Origin of the sequence: Dolichospermum sp. UHCC 0259 (genome assembly GCF_009711935.1) — a bacterium.
Classification (GTDB): Bacteria; Cyanobacteriota; Cyanobacteriia; order Cyanobacteriales; family Nostocaceae; genus Dolichospermum.
Genome location: NZ_VIKX01000066.1, coordinates 18925 through 34687, shown reverse-complemented (window position 1 = coordinate 34687; position 15763 = coordinate 18925). Strand labels below are relative to the sequence as shown.

The 15763-nt window shown below is 42.2% G+C and carries 10 protein-coding genes; 1 reads left to right on the top strand and 9 read right to left on the bottom strand.

Features of this window, described 5'->3' with window-relative positions; genetic code table 11:
* Positions 1-100 precede the first annotated feature (100 nt).
* The 9 genes from FJR05_RS05310 to FJR05_RS05270 all read right to left on the bottom strand — a co-directional run bounded on the left by FJR05_RS05310 (position 101) and on the right by FJR05_RS05270 (position 9298).
* Entirely contained in the window at positions 101-751 is a 651-nt protein-coding gene (locus tag FJR05_RS05310; RefSeq protein ID WP_168643160.1) for an LON peptidase substrate-binding domain-containing protein, read from the bottom strand.
* A 216-nt stretch (positions 752-967) separates the two neighbouring features.
* Positions 968-1285 (bottom strand): 30S ribosomal protein S10, encoded by a 318-nt coding sequence (rpsJ, locus tag FJR05_RS05305; protein ID WP_015113498.1) that lies wholly within the window; start codon positions 1283-1285, stop codon positions 968-970.
* A gap of 164 nt (positions 1286-1449) precedes the next feature.
* Positions 1450-2679 carry an elongation factor Tu gene (gene tuf, locus FJR05_RS05300; protein ID WP_168643159.1) on the bottom strand — a complete coding sequence of 410 codons (1230 nt, stop codon included), beginning with the start codon at positions 2677-2679 and terminating at the stop codon, positions 1450-1452.
* Between the two features lie 22 nt (positions 2680-2701).
* Positions 2702-4780, bottom strand: coding sequence for an elongation factor G (fusA, locus tag FJR05_RS05295; protein WP_168643158.1), 2079 nt, complete (start codon positions 4778-4780; stop codon positions 2702-2704).
* Positions 4781-4958: 178 nt separating this feature from the next.
* On the bottom strand, positions 4959-5429 hold the full coding sequence (gene rpsG / locus FJR05_RS05290; protein ID WP_027402058.1) for a 30S ribosomal protein S7: 471 nt from the start codon (positions 5427-5429) through the stop codon (positions 4959-4961).
* A gap of 380 nt (positions 5430-5809) precedes the next feature.
* Positions 5810-6193 (bottom strand): 30S ribosomal protein S12, encoded by a 384-nt coding sequence (gene rpsL / locus FJR05_RS05285; protein WP_015078104.1) that lies wholly within the window; start codon positions 6191-6193, stop codon positions 5810-5812.
* A 218-nt stretch (positions 6194-6411) separates the two neighbouring features.
* Positions 6412-6735 carry an iron-sulfur cluster assembly accessory protein gene (locus FJR05_RS05280; protein ID WP_168643157.1) on the bottom strand — a complete coding sequence of 108 codons (324 nt, stop codon included), beginning with the start codon at positions 6733-6735 and terminating at the stop codon, positions 6412-6414.
* A 91-nt stretch (positions 6736-6826) separates the two neighbouring features.
* The gene (locus FJR05_RS05275; protein ID WP_168643162.1) at positions 6827-7243 is read right to left on the bottom strand and encodes a phosphomannose isomerase type II C-terminal cupin domain; all 417 of its coding nucleotides are present in this window, start codon (positions 7241-7243) and stop codon (positions 6827-6829) included.
* Between the two features lie 201 nt (positions 7244-7444).
* Positions 7445-9298 (bottom strand): phosphodiester glycosidase family protein, encoded by a 1854-nt coding sequence (locus FJR05_RS05270; protein WP_168643156.1) that lies wholly within the window; start codon positions 9296-9298, stop codon positions 7445-7447.
* Between the two features lie 1414 nt (positions 9299-10712).
* Here FJR05_RS05270 and FJR05_RS05265 point away from each other — a divergent pair.
* Positions 10713-15428 (top strand): glutamate synthase-related protein, encoded by a 4716-nt coding sequence (locus tag FJR05_RS05265; RefSeq protein WP_168643155.1) that lies wholly within the window; start codon positions 10713-10715, stop codon positions 15426-15428.
* The last annotated feature ends 335 nt before the right edge of the window (positions 15429-15763 follow it).

The following is a 15763-nucleotide window of genomic DNA, read 5'->3' as shown; positions in this document are numbered from 1 at the left end:
CTCCTATCCCTGTTACTTCCTAATTCCTTTTTAGTGGGGGAGTGTGAACAGTTACATCAAATCTTAGCAACAGCGAGTGAAAGTTTAAAGTTTGGCAAGTTTATCCCATCTCATTAAACGTATCTTTAAGCACAGAACGCGCTGCTAAATGATTGCGAGTAGAAGTGAGAATTTCCGCTTCTCGTTCTAAACGAGCAACTGTATCCTGTATTTCTAATAATGCTTGCTGTTCGGGAGCGACACCATAGAGATTACTCGCTATCCAATAAGATAGTTCTGTGGGTAAATCTGGTAAATCGTTTGGTAATTCAATTTCTTGTTCTGTTAACTTAGCGGAAAGACGAACCACATCCCGCAATAGTTGTTCTACTTCTGAAGCTAAAGGACGTAAATCCTTAGCTGGTGGTTGATCTTCAATCCATTCTACCAAACCGACGCGATAAGGCTTTTCGCGGACATATTCTAAAACCCGAAATCTTTGTTGTCCTAAAGCTAATAGCTTGATTCTGTCATCAGGTAGCCGCTGATAATGCAGAATTTCCGCACAACAACCCACATTAGCAATTGTCCCCTTGGTGGGATCAATCATCAATACCCCAAATCGGCGATCGCTCTCCAAAATCGTATTCATCATGATTCTGTAGCGAAACTCAAAAATATGTAAAGGTAATGGTCTAGTCGGAAATAGAACCACTTCTGGTAATGGGAATAGAGGTAGTTCACGCACTGCAATTCTAGAAGAAGATGTCATTGTTAGGATTGTTAGTTAAGTATAAATTGTAGTCTTAAAATATTATATTTTCCGTACCTTTATTTATATTTTATCATGATGTTTTATAGCAAATAAAAAGCCCTGAGATAAATTTTCTCAGAGCTAATTGTCCGTTGTCTGTTGTCCGTTGTCCGTTGTCAATTGTTTTTCCTTCACCACTGACCAATGACCAATGACTACTGACCAATGACAAACTTACAATTTGACTTCAATATCTACACCAGAAGGCAAATCTAGCTTCATGAGTGCATCAATAGTTTTAGAAGAAGGTTGATAAATGTCAATAATCCGACGATGGGTGCGGGTTTCAAAGTGTTCACGGGAATCTTTATCTACGTGAGGCGATCGCAGTACGCAATATATCTTACGTTTTGTGGGTAAAGGAATCGGTCCAATAGCTGTAGCGTTAGTCCGATTAGCGGTGTCTACAATCTTCTCGCAAGATGTATCTAATAAACGTCGGTCAAATGCTTTTAAGCGAATTCTAATTTTTTGCTGCTGTAGAGTTGCCATGTTTAGTTTTCCAGGTTCGGTAAATTTTAGACTTTAGATTTTAGATTTTTAGATGTTAAATTTCATCCCCAATCCAAAATTTAAAATTGTTTATGGGAATAGAAAGGAGCAGAGATTATAGGATTCATCTCCACTCCTTTTAAATGAGAGCAAAAACGTGAGTGTTATTTCAAGATTTTAGCGACAACGCCCGCACCAATAGTGCGTCCACCTTCACGAATAGCGAAACGCATACCTTCTTCAATAGCGATCGCATTGATCAATTCTACTGTTACCTTGATGCGATCGCCAGGCATTACCATTTCCACATCTGCACCTTCATCAGAGGTAAAGGCTTTGATCGTACCAGTTACATCAGTTGTCCGCACATAGAACTGAGGACGATAACCGGCGAAAAATGGTGTTTTCCGACCACCTTCTTTCTCCGTTAAAACGTAAACCTCGCCTTCAAACTGAGTATGGGGTGTAATTGAACCTGGTTTAGCGATTACCATACCACGCTCAATGTCTTCTTTCTTCATACCGCGAAGTAGTACACCTGCGTTGTCGCCAGCCATACCTTCATCAAGGCTCTTCTTGAACATCTCGATCCCGGTAACAGCGGTACTACGGGTATCTCTGATCCCAACCAACTCAACAGTATCGCCCACCTTAACTTTACCGCGTTCGATCCGTCCAGTAGCCACAGTCCCACGACCTGTGATTGTGAACACATCTTCCACAGCCATCAAGAATGGTTTATCTATAGCCCGCTCAGGAGTAGGAATAGAAGCATCTACAGCATCCATCAACTCATAGATTTTGTCTACCCACTCATTTTCACCGCGCTGAGTTTTGGGATTAGCGGTCATTGCTTCCAGCGCTTTCAGACCTGAACCTTTGATAATGGGAATATCGTCACCGGGGAAATCATAATCGGTGAGCAGTTCCCGCAATTCCATTTCTACCAATTCCATCAATTCCTCGTCATCCATCATGTCTTGTTTGTTCAAGAAGACGACCAGACTAGGAACACCCACTTGTTTTGCTAAGAGGATGTGTTCACGGGTTTGGGGCATAGGACCATCAGTAGCAGCAACTACCAGGATGCCTCCATCCATTTGCGCTGCACCAGTGATCATGTTTTTCACATAGTCAGCGTGTCCAGGGCAGTCTACGTGAGCATAGTGACGTTTTTCAGTTTCATACTCTACGTGAGCAGTATTGATTGTAATACCCCGTGCTTTTTCTTCAGGTGCATTATCAATTTGGTCATAGCCTTTAGCCACAGCGTTACCCATAGCCGCTAATGTCATTGTAATGGCTGCTGTTAAAGTAGTTTTGCCGTGGTCAACGTGGCCAACAGTACCGATATTAACGTGATCTTTATTTCTTTCAAACTTTGCGCGTGCCATAAATAGTCGTTTCCTTTTTTAATTAAGCGTTCCCTTTACTTTTTGAGATAATGCCCTCAGCCACGCTGCGAGGCACCTCTTCGTAGGTACTAAACTCCATTGTAAAGATACCTCTACCTTGGGTTTTCGACCGAATATCAGTGGCATAACCAAACATGGTTGCCAATGGAACTTTCGATACCACCTTTGCCAGTCCCTGTTCAGTGCTTTGGCTTTCAATCTGTCCCCGACGGGAGATTAAATCACCAATCACGTTACCGATATAGTCTTCAGGTACTTCTACTTCAACTTTCATAATCGGCTCTAAGATCACAGGAGAGGCTTTTGTCGCCGCTTCCTTGATTGCCATAGAACCAGCAATTTTGAAAGCCATTTCTGAAGAGTCTACGTCGTGATAAGAACCATGTATTAATGTGGCTTTGACATCAATGAGTGGATATCCAGCTAAAATACCGGATTCACAACATTCCTTCATGCCCTGTTCAGCCGGTCCGATGTACTCTTTGGGTACAATCCCACCGACAATTTTAGAAACAAAGACAAAACCCGTACCGGGTTCACCTGGTTCTAAATTGATCACTACGTGACCATACTGACCCTTACCACCACTCTGACGGATAAATTTACCATCAACTTTCTCAACGGCTTTGCGGATGGTTTCGCGGTAAGCCACTTGAGGCGCACCAACGTTTGCTTCTACTTTAAATTCCCGTAACATCCGATCTACGAGAATTTCTAGGTGCAATTCTCCCATTCCCGCAATTACGGTTTGGTTGGTTTCTGGATCAACACGCACACGGAAGGTGGGGTCTTCTTCACTCAAAGATTGTAGAGCTTTGGAAAGCTTGTCCATGTCGTTCTTGGTTTTGGGTTCAACCGCTACCGAGATTACAGGCTCAGGAATAAACAAGGATTCCAAAATTACTGGTGAACCTTCATCACAAAGTGTATCACCTGTTAAGGTATCTTTTAATCCTAAAGCAGCACCCAAATCACCTGCTCGTAGTTCATCTACGTCTTGTCGGTCATCTGCTTTCATTAGCACTAACCGAGAAATCCGTTCTTTTTTATTCTTGCTGACGTTAAGAACGTAACTACCTTTCTTCAGCACACCAGAATAAACCCGAACGAAGGTAAGGCGACCATAAGGATCAGCCATAATCTTAAATGCCAAAGCTGATAATGGTTCTTCATCATCAGCATGACGTTCTACCGGATCACCGTTGAGTAGTGTTCCTTGAATTGGTGGAACTTCCAGTGGTGATGGCAGGTAATCTATTACCGCATCCAACATCAATTGCACGCCTTTGTTCTTAAAGGCTGAACCGCAAAGCACTGGTACGATTGTCCCCGCAATTGTTCCTTTGCGGAGGGCAGCACAGATTTCTGCTTCTGTCAGTTCTTCGCCCTCGAAGTACTTATTCATCAGCACATCATCAGTTTCTGATACTGCTTCTACCAACTTGGTGCGGTATTGGGCTGCTTTTTCGGTTAGTTCCGCTGGAATTTCTGTTGTTTGGATATCTGTTCCTTGATCGTTTGTGTACATATATGCACACATTTTCACCAAGTCTATAATCCCTTTAAATTCAGTTTCACTACCGATAGGCAGTTGAATAGCAATGGCGTTAGCTCGCAAGCGATCAACCATCTGGTCATGCACTCTATAGAAGTTCGCACCAGTGCGATCCATCTTGTTGATAAAGGCAATGCGAGGCACTTTATAGCGGTCTGCTTGTCGCCATACTGTTTCTGATTGTGGTTGGACACCACCTACGGAACAAAATACAGCGATTACACCATCTAATACTCGCATGGAACGTTCAACTTCAATTGTGAAATCTACGTGACCTGGAGTATCAATAATGTTAATTTGATGATCATTCCAACTGGTACTAATAGCAGCAGCAGTGATAGTAATTCCCCGCTCCCGTTCTTGTTCCATCCAGTCTGTAACGGCAGTTCCTTCGTGAACTTCGCCAATTTTATGAATGATCCCAGAGTAAAATAATATTCTCTCTGTTGTCGTTGTTTTGCCCGCATCTATATGCGCCGCAATACCGATATTGCGTACTTTCTCTAGCGGGTTCGTGCGTGCCACAGTTACCTCCTAAGGTTGTCGCCTCATGATATCTCGTATATTACTCTTTGTTAAGATTCTATACTTTTACGGAAAACCGTCTTTTTTTGTGAGCCTAGCTAGGCAGTTGCCTTTTTGGGCATTAGCTATAAATTCTACGATATACCGCACATGAGAAGACGATATATCGTTTTTCTACTTAGTAACGATAATGTGCAAACGCTTTGTTTGCTTCCGCCATCCGATGTGTTTCTTCGCGCTTACGAATAGCACTACCAGTTTCATTCGCTGCGTCCATTAACTCATTAGCTAGTCTCCCAGCCATAGTTCTTCCTGGACGTTGACGAGAATACTGCACTAACCACCGCAATGCTAGGGTAGTACCGCGATCTGTACGTACTTCCATAGGTACTTGGTAAGTTGCTCCACCAACTCGGCGAGCTTTAACTTCTACCAATGGTGTCGCATTACGCACTGCTTTTTCAAAAGTTTCTAGTGGACTTCCACCAGTACGTTCTTCAATAGTTTTCAAAGCGTCATAAACTATTCTTGCGGCAATTGATTTTTTGCCATGACGCATTATTCGTCGCATCATCATGCTGATCAGGCGACTATTATACACTGAGTCAGGCGGAACTGCGCGCCTTTGACTAACACCACGACGAGACATACTTCATCCTTGAATACGGAATTTGGTCACGAAATTATATGCTACCAGAACACAGGAAACTAAAAGCGGTTTAATTTAGCTGCTAATTTTTCCTGCATTTTCCTTTATGGCTTGTGCCATGCGATCGCTATCAGTTGAGAGGAGGCTGAATTAATTCACTTATTATCTGCTACCAGACACAGAAGACGACAACTTAATCAACTTTAAAATTTAGATTAAAGTGCTGTTATCGTTTACAAGATTATCCTCTTCAAACTCATACAACTTGTTTTTATGCCAGATACAGTTTGATTTTCTTAAAAAAATTCGTTACTGCTGGTTTTTATGCAGTTGGCAGGTAGGACGATTAACCGTATTTGACGCGATTAACCGCCACTTACCTATTTTTTACCTGCTTTTGGGAGCTTAGTTCCATATTTGGAACGGCCTTGTTTCCGGTCTTTAACCCCGGCTGTATCTAATGTGCCACGAATAATGTGGTATCTAACTCCGGGCAAGTCTTTGACCCGACCACCACGAATCATAACTACGGAGTGTTCTTGTAAGTTATGACCGATACCTGGGATGTAAGCTGTTACTTCAAATCCAGAGGTAAGTCTTACCCTGGCTACCTTGCGGAGTGCTGAGTTAGGCTTTTTAGGTGTAGTTGTGTATACTCTGGTGCAAACGCCTCGCCGTTGCGGGCATTGCTTCAGAGCAGGGGACTTGGTTTTCTGACGCGCTAGTTCGCGTTCACTACGTATTAGCTGCTGTATTGTTGGCATGAGTTACAGCGCGTGAAGCTGCTTTATGATCTAAGTTTTAACAAATCCTGATTATATCTTTTTTTCTGATTTTCTGTCAATCATTTTTAGGAGGGAACAGGGAAGTTGGGGAAGTTGGGGAAGTTGGGGAAGTTGGGGAAGTTGGGGAAGTTGGGGGGGAAGAAAGAATTTTCCCAATGACAATTGACAACTGACCAATGACTAATGACCAATGACCACTAACCAATAGAGAAAGAATTACCACAACTACAGGTTGATGTTGCTTGGGGGTTATAAAAGCGAAAACCTCCACCCATCAAATCTTCTGAATAATCTATTGATAACCCATTGATGTAATTCAGGCTTTCTGGGTCTATAATTACGCGAAGATCATGCAACTCTAAAACCTGATCTTGAGATTGTACTGTTGCATCAAAAGCAAGATCATAAAACCAATCGGCACAACCACCAGACTTCACTTGTAAGCGAAATAAGGTATCTGATGGTTGTTTAGACTTTAAACGCCCGATTTCATTAATGGCTGCTGGACTTAAATGAATCATGGAATTTTTTTATTAGTCAGTTGTTAGTTGTCCGTTGTCAGTGGTCAGTTGTCCGTTGCCAGAAAGAAGAAAAATTCCCTATTGCCTATTCCTATTTTTCAGAACGGGCATAATCATCTTGATAGCGAATAATATCATCTTCTCCGAGATATTCACCATTTTGGACTTCAATTAAAACCAAAGGAATCACACCGGGATTTTCTAACCGATGGGTTGTACATTGGGGGACATAGGTTGATTGATTATTGCTTAATAAGATTTCTTTGTCGCCACAAACTACTTTAGCTGTACCAGAAACAACAATCCAGTGTTCACTGCGGTGGTGGTGCATTTGTAAGCTGAGGCGATGTCCAGGCTTTACTTCAATTCGCTTAATTTTATATCCGCGCCCTTCTTCCAAGACGGTGAAAGAACCCCAAGGACGTAATTCACCAGCAGCAATACTTCTAGAATTAATTGTTGGTTGCAGAGTGAGAGTATTTGGGGCAGTTTCTGATAATTTAGCCATAGTTACCTCGGTTGGAGACATAACAAACCTGTTTTTAGTCGGAACAGTTGGTTGATGAAAAAGGGACAAGATTTAGCCACTTTGATAAAGATAGCAAAACTCACCATTGAAAGGTAAAGTCCCTTGCGGAAACTAATTTGTCTACATAAAGTCTTCATCAAAAAAATAATGGATTAATCTGAATCTTTGTTCACCGTTCACCTATTTGGGAGCTTTTGGTGATATGAAAATCCCAATCCCGTTGTGAACACGGGCTGCTGTATTGGGGGAACGATCAAGTAACTGACCGCCTAAATAGAGACTGGTAGAACTACCACCGTCTAAATTTAAAGCATTTATACAACCCATTGTTTGCATTAATTGTGCTTGTTCGGCTAAAGTTGGTCCACCACCACCAGCCCGATTATGTACAGCAGCAATCATGAGATTTCCTGTGGAAGTGGTACAAATACTGCTGCGAACTGCTTGACCTTTCATAAAAGCTGGGTTAAATGTTTCTGCTGGTCCATCCAGGACTATTTGCCGATTTTGGACTAATAGGGGACCTGCACCAATAATGTGAGGGTAGCGACTAAATTCAGGTGTGGTAGTAGCGCTGGTAAGGGAGACTTTTGTGCCAATGGGTAGTTGTGGAGTCTGGTTACGGAAGATGAGGAGATAACCATTTTCGGGAATGGGAATAGCCGTTATACCACTTTTACCTCCTGCTAACTGGTTAATTACTTGATTGTTTGCGACAACTACGATAGTTTCATTGTCGGCTAAAGGTGTATAAGTATTTCCCCAGACTGGAGTATAACGAGCGATACCGCGTTGGACATAGCCAGTGTTAAGTAGAGAAATGGGTAAACGTTGATTATTGTTGGTAATTAGGGTTTCTGTGAGGGTGAGGCGACCAAAATAGAATTGTCCGTTATTATTCCAAGCGATCGCTCCTCGGTTGAGAATTGGACCCGATATCCATTGATTATCTCGCCGAATTGCCCCTAAAGGCAATCTATTATTACGGTTAAAATAACCACCATTAATGGCGGCTACTGCTAAGTGATTTTGAGCAGTTTGGATTAAAGGGGCTGTACCAGTTAATGTTTGCGGGTTAGTAATTATCGGTTTAATGCTTAATCCTACAGTACGTGGGTTAATATCTAACCAAACTACAGGAAAGCGATCTGTTCCTAAAGTTACCAACTGCTGTCGCCATTGTAATCCCCGCGCCCAAGCAATAGTTTTTTCTACCATTGCATCAGGTTGAATATCAATAACTATGCGATTTGGTTGGGGAATCGTACTAACTTTTACAGACTGACCAAAGGGAACACTAAACCGCACAATTGTTTGATTATTAACTACTTCCACTTTTTGAATTATTGATGGGGGAGTTTGTGGTGTAGTAGGTTGAGAGTTATAGCGTTGGATTAAAGCCGGATCAGCAGTACCATCTAGGGTGAGAGTCCATTCTCGATTGGGTGGTGTGGTAGATTTAGGAATAATCTCATCAGGATCTACTACTTTTTTAACTGGTAATTCCTGTCGAATTTGCCAAGGGGTCGCCATATCCAAATCTAGAACAACCCGATCTCCTTTTGGTTGTTTACCCAGACGGATATTTTTGAGTTGGGAACCAGGGGTAGAAATTACTAAAGTATTACCATTAGCCTGGATTTTCCATCCCTGTTTAAGTGCTAATTGAGTAATATCTAAATAGCGATATCCTCCGCTGAGATTTGTATTGAGAATAGGGGGATTTGTCAAGCCAGAAAACCACTGTACTGGTTGTTTGCCAGGATTACTACTATTGAGTAAATCTACCCCCATTAATTGCTTAACTGCGCCATCGCTCAGATAAGTTTGTATTCCCACTGTGGTTGCTTTTGGCTGTAACCATGCTCCTGGTAAAGTCCGTCCATTGAGAATAATTTGATTACCAGCACTAACGGCACTGGGAACGGGAGTTGGTAAACTAGGAGTATTTTGAGCCAATGCCCCATAAGTAGCAGTCAAACACAGTGCTGTTGACAGTAGCGGTAATACGGAATTTAGTAGTTTCGTCTTCATTAACTCGGATTTGGGAACGTGATTATGCAAAACCCAGCGATTAGAAATCGCGGCTACACAGGCAAAACCCACCTTCGTGGGTTAAAAACCTTGACCTTTCATTAGTCCACGTTAGCGTAGCGTTCCGAAGGAATAGGTGGACTTCGTTTTTGTAGTAGCGTATCCCTAACGGGAGCCGGAGGCATCTTTATATTCGCCATAAACTTTTAAAACATCGTCTAACGAAAATTTATCAGAAAATTAAAAAAATAATTACTTTTTTAGAAGTTATCGTGATAATATTTATATTGGGTCTCTGTCTCTTATTCAGAGTAGCAAACAATTATCATGCTAAAAATACTAGCTAAAATTGTTCTAAATAATACAAATTAATTGGAGACTGCTGTCAGTAACCCAGCCCTAAAGGGACTGAGCTTGCAAGAAAAATCAAACAAGCTGTACTGACCAGACCACCCTGAGCATAGTTGAAGGGTAGCCGTTATTTGAGTCACGACACCCCGGAATGCGAAGCTAGTTCCCTGCTCTGTCATTTGCAATTAAACAGTTTTAAGGTCACTGAAACAGTGTTGCAAGTCTAAAAAGCTTTTATAACTGGTCTAAGCTAACATTACCCCAGAAATGGGAGGCTCTTTGGAGCAAAACATTATGCGTACAGAGTTGGAAAATTTGAATCGGTAATTGTCCCGTTGAAAGTACATCACAAAAGTACCCCGAATTTCCCAACTCCAAGGCGGTAATGAAAAAAGATTCAATGCGGTTAAAACCGCCCGTGTCGCTTCCCTCTCAGCCCTAAAGAGACTGAGTTTCCCGCATACCGCGAGGTCTTATGATATTGTTGGGGGTTAAAGGTGAAATTTGGACACCCTATCCTCATCTGTGAAAATTTTAGGTTTTGGGGTTTGAACCTAAAATCTAAAGTTCCTGTGGTTGATAATAAATAAACAGCCAAAATACAGGGAAAAATAGATATGTTTTAGGAATTGTCAAATGGGCATATAGTGAAAATAGGCTAATTTTCGGGAGCTATCAGTAATCAGCTAAGAACAAGAATAGCTTGTATGGTGTAAGCCGTGAGCAAAAAAAACTGCAAACTTCAAAACCTTTGGATTTACAGGTTCTTCTGGATTAGGGTAGTTTGTTCTTAAAGTACAGTAAACAAATAAAAAGTAGATAGGCATTGGTAGCACAGCTTTGGCTAAACGTCAAGCTAAAATTGTTATCTCTAAACTTTGGTAATTACAGCAGATTGCAGATTAATGATGTACAGGATCTAAATTCAAAGCCGGATAGCAAGCCAGTTTGATTCCTGACTCCTGAATCCTGCTGTATGTATTTTTATCCAGTGCCAAAACTGAGAAAATTTCCCTCTAGCAGTAATAACAACATCTGTACCTCAACATTTCAGGAATAGAGTATGAATCATCAACCATCAAATCAGGGTCAGCAAATTACAGTGTCAGATACTAATTTTTCAGATACATATCTAGGGCAAAAGTGGTTAGTAGAAGAAAGAGATGCTTGTGGAGTCGGGTTTATTACCCATCGTCAAAATATTGCCAGTCATGAAATTTTGGATAAAGCTTTAACTGCTTTAACTTGCTTAGAACATAGAGGTGGTTGTAGTGCTGACCAAGATTCTGGTGATGGTGCGGGGATATTAACAGCGATTCCTTGGGAATTATTGGCACAAGATCACAGGAATGGGATTGATTTTTCTGTCTTGAGTAATATGGCTGTGGGGATGATATTTTTTCCCCAAGATGAGACAGCCGCCAAAGCTGCTAAAACTGCATTTGAGCAAATAGCAGCAGAAGAAAAATTAACTGTACTGGGCTGGCGAGTAGTTCCAGTGCATTCTGAAGTATTAGGGTTACAAGCAAAAGAGAATCAACCACAGATAGAACAGGTAATAATTTCTTGTGCTGATAAAAGCGGGGATGAATTAGAAAGAGAATTGTATATTGCCCGTCGTCGTATTATGCAAGCGGGCAGAAAAATTTCTGAAGATTTCTATGTTTGTTCTTTATCTAGTCGCACAATTGTTTATAAAGGCATGGTGCGTTCCGCTGTTTTGGGAGATTTTTACGAAGACTTAAAAAATCCGGCTTTTAAAGTGGCATTTGCGGTATATCATCGCCGCTTTAGTACAAATACTATGCCTAAATGGCCTTTAGCCCAACCCATGCGGCTATTGGGTCACAATGGAGAAATTAATACTCTGTTGGGGAATATTAATTGGATGATGGCACGGGAAGCTACTCTGAGTCATCCAATTTGGGAAGATCGGTTTGACGAACTCAAGCCAATGGTTAACATGAATAATAGCGATTCCGCTACTTTAGATAATGTACTAGAGTTGTTGGTGCGATCGGGACGTAGCCCTTTAGAAGGGTTAATGATGATGGTTCCCGAGGCTTACAAAAATCAACCTTCCTTGGCTGAATATCCCGAAATTGTGGATTTTTATGAATATTACAGCGGTTTGCAGGAAGCATGGGATGGACCAGCACTGTTAGTATTTAGCGATGGTAAAAAAGTTGGAGCGACACTAGATCGTAATGGTTTAAGACCTGCGCGTTATGTCATTACCAAAGATGATTATATCGTTGTTGCCTCCGAAGCTGGAGTTGTAGATTTCCCTGAAGAGAATATTCTCGAAAAAGGCAGACTCGGACCAGGACAAATGATTGCGGTAGATTTAAACACCCAGGAAATTCTCAAGAACTGGGAAATTAAACAACGCATTGCTAAACAACATCCCTATGGGGAATGGTTGCAACAACATCGCCAAGAATTGAGTAAATTAGTTAAAGGCGAAACCCAACCCGTTGGGAATGGAAATGGTAACGGGAATGGGAATGGGAATGGGAATGGACACCATAGCCCAAGTAACGGGAATGGGAATTTATCAACTAGTAAAATTGATCCCCAAGTTTTATTACAACAGCAAATTGCCTTTGGCTACACCATAGAAGATGTGGAAATGGTGATTCACCCTATGGCTAGTACGGGTGCAGAAGCAACTTTCTGTATGGGGGATGATATTCCTTTAGCGGTATTGTCAGAAAAATCCCATTTGCTGTACGACTATTTTAAACAGCGGTTTGCTCAAGTTACTAATCCAGCAATTGACCCTTTACGGGAAAAGTTGGTGATGTCTCTGACGGTAGAACTGGGTGAAAAGGGGAATTTATTAGAACCTAAACCAGAATACGCCCGCAGACTCAAGTTAGAGTCACCTGTTCTCACCCAAACAGAGTTAGAAACTATTAAACTGTCAGGTTTTGCAACGGCGGAATTGTCAACTTTATTCCCCATAGCCACAGGTCCAGATGGTTTAAAAACGGCTGTGGAATCTTTGCAAAAACAAGCTGCGGAATCGGTGCGGGCTGGTGCGAAGATTCTCATATTAAGTGACAGAACAGGTACAGGAATTGCGGCAGAATATACCTATATTCCCCCTTTATTAGCCATTGGTGCGGTTCACCATCACTTAATCCGTGAAGGGTTACGGATGAAAACATCTTTAATTGTGGATACCGCCCAATGTTGGAGTACCCATCATTTTGCTTGTTTGCTGGGTTATGGTGCGGGTGCGGTTTGTCCTTACATGGCCTTAGATACTGTCACTGCTTGGTGGTCTGAACCCAAAACCCAACAGTTTATGGAAAGGGGTAAAATCGCCAGACTGACTTTAGATCAAGCTAGAGAAAATTATCGCAAAGCTGTAGAATCTGGTTTGCTGAAAATCCTCTCGAAGATGGGAATTTCTCTACTTTCTAGTTATCAAGCGGCGCAAATATTTGAAGCCATTGGTATTGGTGGTGATTTATTGGCTTTGGGTTTCCGAGGTACAACTTCCCGTATTGGTGGTTTAAGTGTCAGCGAATTAGCGCAAGAGGTGTTATCCTTCCACAGTAAGGCTTTCCCTGAATTGACGGCGAAGAAGTTGGAAAACTTAGGTTTTGTCCAATACCGTCCCGGTGGTGAATACCACATGAATAGCCCAGAGTTGGCCAAGGCGCTACATAAGGCGGTCAATGGTAGGCAGTATGACCATTATGAAGTTTACAAAAAACATCTGCAAGATCGCCCTGTGACGGCGTTGCGTGATTTGTTAGATTTCCACAGCGAGCGATCGCCAATTCCTTTAGAACAGGTAGAATCAGTTAATGATATTGTTAAACGTTTCTGTACAGGTGGGATGTCTTTAGGGGCGTTATCACGAGAAGCACATGAAACTTTAGCGATCGCTATGAATCGGATTGGTGGTAAATCTAATTCTGGTGAAGGTGGGGAAGATCCCGTTCGTTACAATGTTTTGAGAGATGTGGATACTAATGGTAAATCTCCTACTCTCCCCCATCTCAATGGGCTACGGAATGGTGACACGGCTGCAAGTGCCATTAGACAAATTGCATCAGGACGGTTTGGCGTTACTCCCCAATATTTAGCTACAGCCCAACAATTAGAAATCAAAATTGCCCAAGGTGCAAAACCAGGAGAAGGTGGACAACTACCTGGACCCAAGGTAAGCCCCTATATTGCCATGTTGCGCCGTTCTAAGCCCGGTGTGACTTTGATTTCACCACCACCGCACCATGATATTTATTCCATTGAAGACTTAGCCCAGTTAATTTTTGATTTGCACCAAATCAACCCTAAAGCCCAAGTTTCCGTGAAATTAGTGGCAGAAATCGGGATTGGGACAATTGCGGCAGGTGTAGCTAAGGCTAACGCTGATATTATCCAAATTTCGGGTCATGATGGCGGTACTGGTGCATCACCGCTTTCTTCTATTAAACACGCTGGTAGTCCCTGGGAATTGGGCTTAACAGAAGTACATCGGGTATTGATGGAAAACAGTTTGCGCGATCGCGTCATCTTGCGTGTAGATGGTGGTCTAAAAAGCGGCTGGGATGTCCTAATTGGCGCGTTAATGGGGGCTGAGGAGTTCGGCTTCGGTTCGATAGCGATGATTGCGGAAGGCTGCATTATGGCGCGGATTTGCCACACTAATAACTGTCCTGTGGGTATAGCTTCTCAGAAGGAAGAACTGCGGAAACGCTTTACCGGCATTCCTGATCACGTTGTGAACTTCTTCTACTTCATCGCGGAAGAGGTGCGGAGTCTGTTGGCAAAATTGGGATATCGTTCTTTGTCTGAAGTCATTGGCCGGGCTGACTTGTTAACAGTCCGTTCTGATGTCAACTTGAATAAAACCCAGGCTTTGAATTTGGATTGTTTAACTAAGTTGCCAGATGCAAAAGTTGATCGTAGTTGGTTAACCCATGAAAAGGTTCATAGCAATGGACCTGTTTTGGATGATCAATTACTGGCTGATGTAGATATTCAAGCGGCAATTGGCAATCACGGCACAGTTAGTAAAACCTTCCCGGTTGTAAATACCGATAGAACAGTCGGTGCAAGGTTAACTGGGGCGATCGCTCATAAATACGGTGACGACGGCTTTAAGGGGCAAATTAACCTGAATTTCCAGGGTAGTGTGGGGCAAAGCTTCGGTGCATTTAACCTCGATGGTGTCACCCTCACCCTAGTTGGGGAAGCTAACGACTACGTAGGTAAGGGTATGAACGGTGGGGAAATTATTATTAAGCCCCCAGCAAATGCTAACTACAACCCAGCCCAAAACGTAATTGTCGGGAATACTTGCCTTTATGGTGCTACTGGTGGGGCGTTATTTGCCAATGGTTTAGCTGGAGAACGGTTTGCGGTGCGGAACTCCAAAGGAACAGCCGTCATTGAAGGGGCTGGAGATCACTGCTGTGAATATATGACGGGCGGTGTAATTGTGGTTCTGGGTAAAGCAGGCCGTAACGTGGGCGCAGGTATGACAGGCGGTTTAGCTTATTTCCTCGATGAAGTCGGTAATTTCCCTGATTTTGTCAATCATGCTATTGTCAAAGTGCAACAGGTTGTCAGTGAAGCAGGTGCAAAACAATTGTATGAGTTAATTCAAACTCATGCCCGGAAAACTGGTTCACCCAAGGCACAGGAAATTATTGCTAATTGGGAAGTATATTTACCTAAGTTCTGGCAATTAGTACCACCTTCTGAATCTGATAGTCCAGAAGCCAAAGTAGCAGAAAAACAATTGAGTTCTGTGTAATTTGTCTGAATCAGGATGTACAGGATTTGAGGATTTACAGGATTTAATTAAATACTTTATCCTGTTTATCCTTTAATCCTTTTTTGTCAGAATCAGGATGTCCAGGATTTGAGGATTTCCAGGATTTATTCACCTGTGCGTACTCCAGTAGGAGTTTGACTGATTTATTTCTCGCGTCAGGTTTGTGAGTGTTGGTGATAAGGATGGCATGGTAGTACGGCAATTGTATTGTCGTACATGAGCGATCGCTCTAAACTAACTATTGAAATTTTAACATACCTGGAGTTTAGGCTAATATTGTTAAAGGCGAATTAGAAATCAAGGCTGCTGCTAAA

Coding starts and splice junctions, on each gene's coding strand:
- FJR05_RS05265 (WP_168643155.1), top strand. CDS start 10,713: ATGAATCATCAACCATCAAATCAGGGTCAGCAAATTACAGTGTCAGAT.
- FJR05_RS05270 (WP_168643156.1), bottom strand. CDS start 9,298: ATGAAGACGAAACTACTAAATTCCGTATTACCGCTACTGTCAACAGCA.
- rpsL (WP_015078104.1), bottom strand. CDS start 6,193: ATGCCAACAATACAGCAGCTAATACGTAGTGAACGCGAACTAGCGCGT.
- FJR05_RS05310 (WP_168643160.1), bottom strand. CDS start 751: ATGACATCTTCTTCTAGAATTGCAGTGCGTGAACTACCTCTATTCCCA.
- rpsJ (WP_015113498.1), bottom strand. CDS start 1,285: ATGGCAACTCTACAGCAGCAAAAAATTAGAATTCGCTTAAAAGCATTT.
- FJR05_RS05275 (WP_168643162.1), bottom strand. CDS start 7,243: ATGGCTAAATTATCAGAAACTGCCCCAAATACTCTCACTCTGCAACCA.
- rpsG (WP_027402058.1), bottom strand. CDS start 5,429: ATGTCTCGTCGTGGTGTTAGTCAAAGGCGCGCAGTTCCGCCTGACTCA.
- tuf (WP_168643159.1), bottom strand. CDS start 2,679: ATGGCACGCGCAAAGTTTGAAAGAAATAAAGATCACGTTAATATCGGT.
- FJR05_RS05280 (WP_168643157.1), bottom strand. CDS start 6,735: ATGATTCATTTAAGTCCAGCAGCCATTAATGAAATCGGGCGTTTAAAG.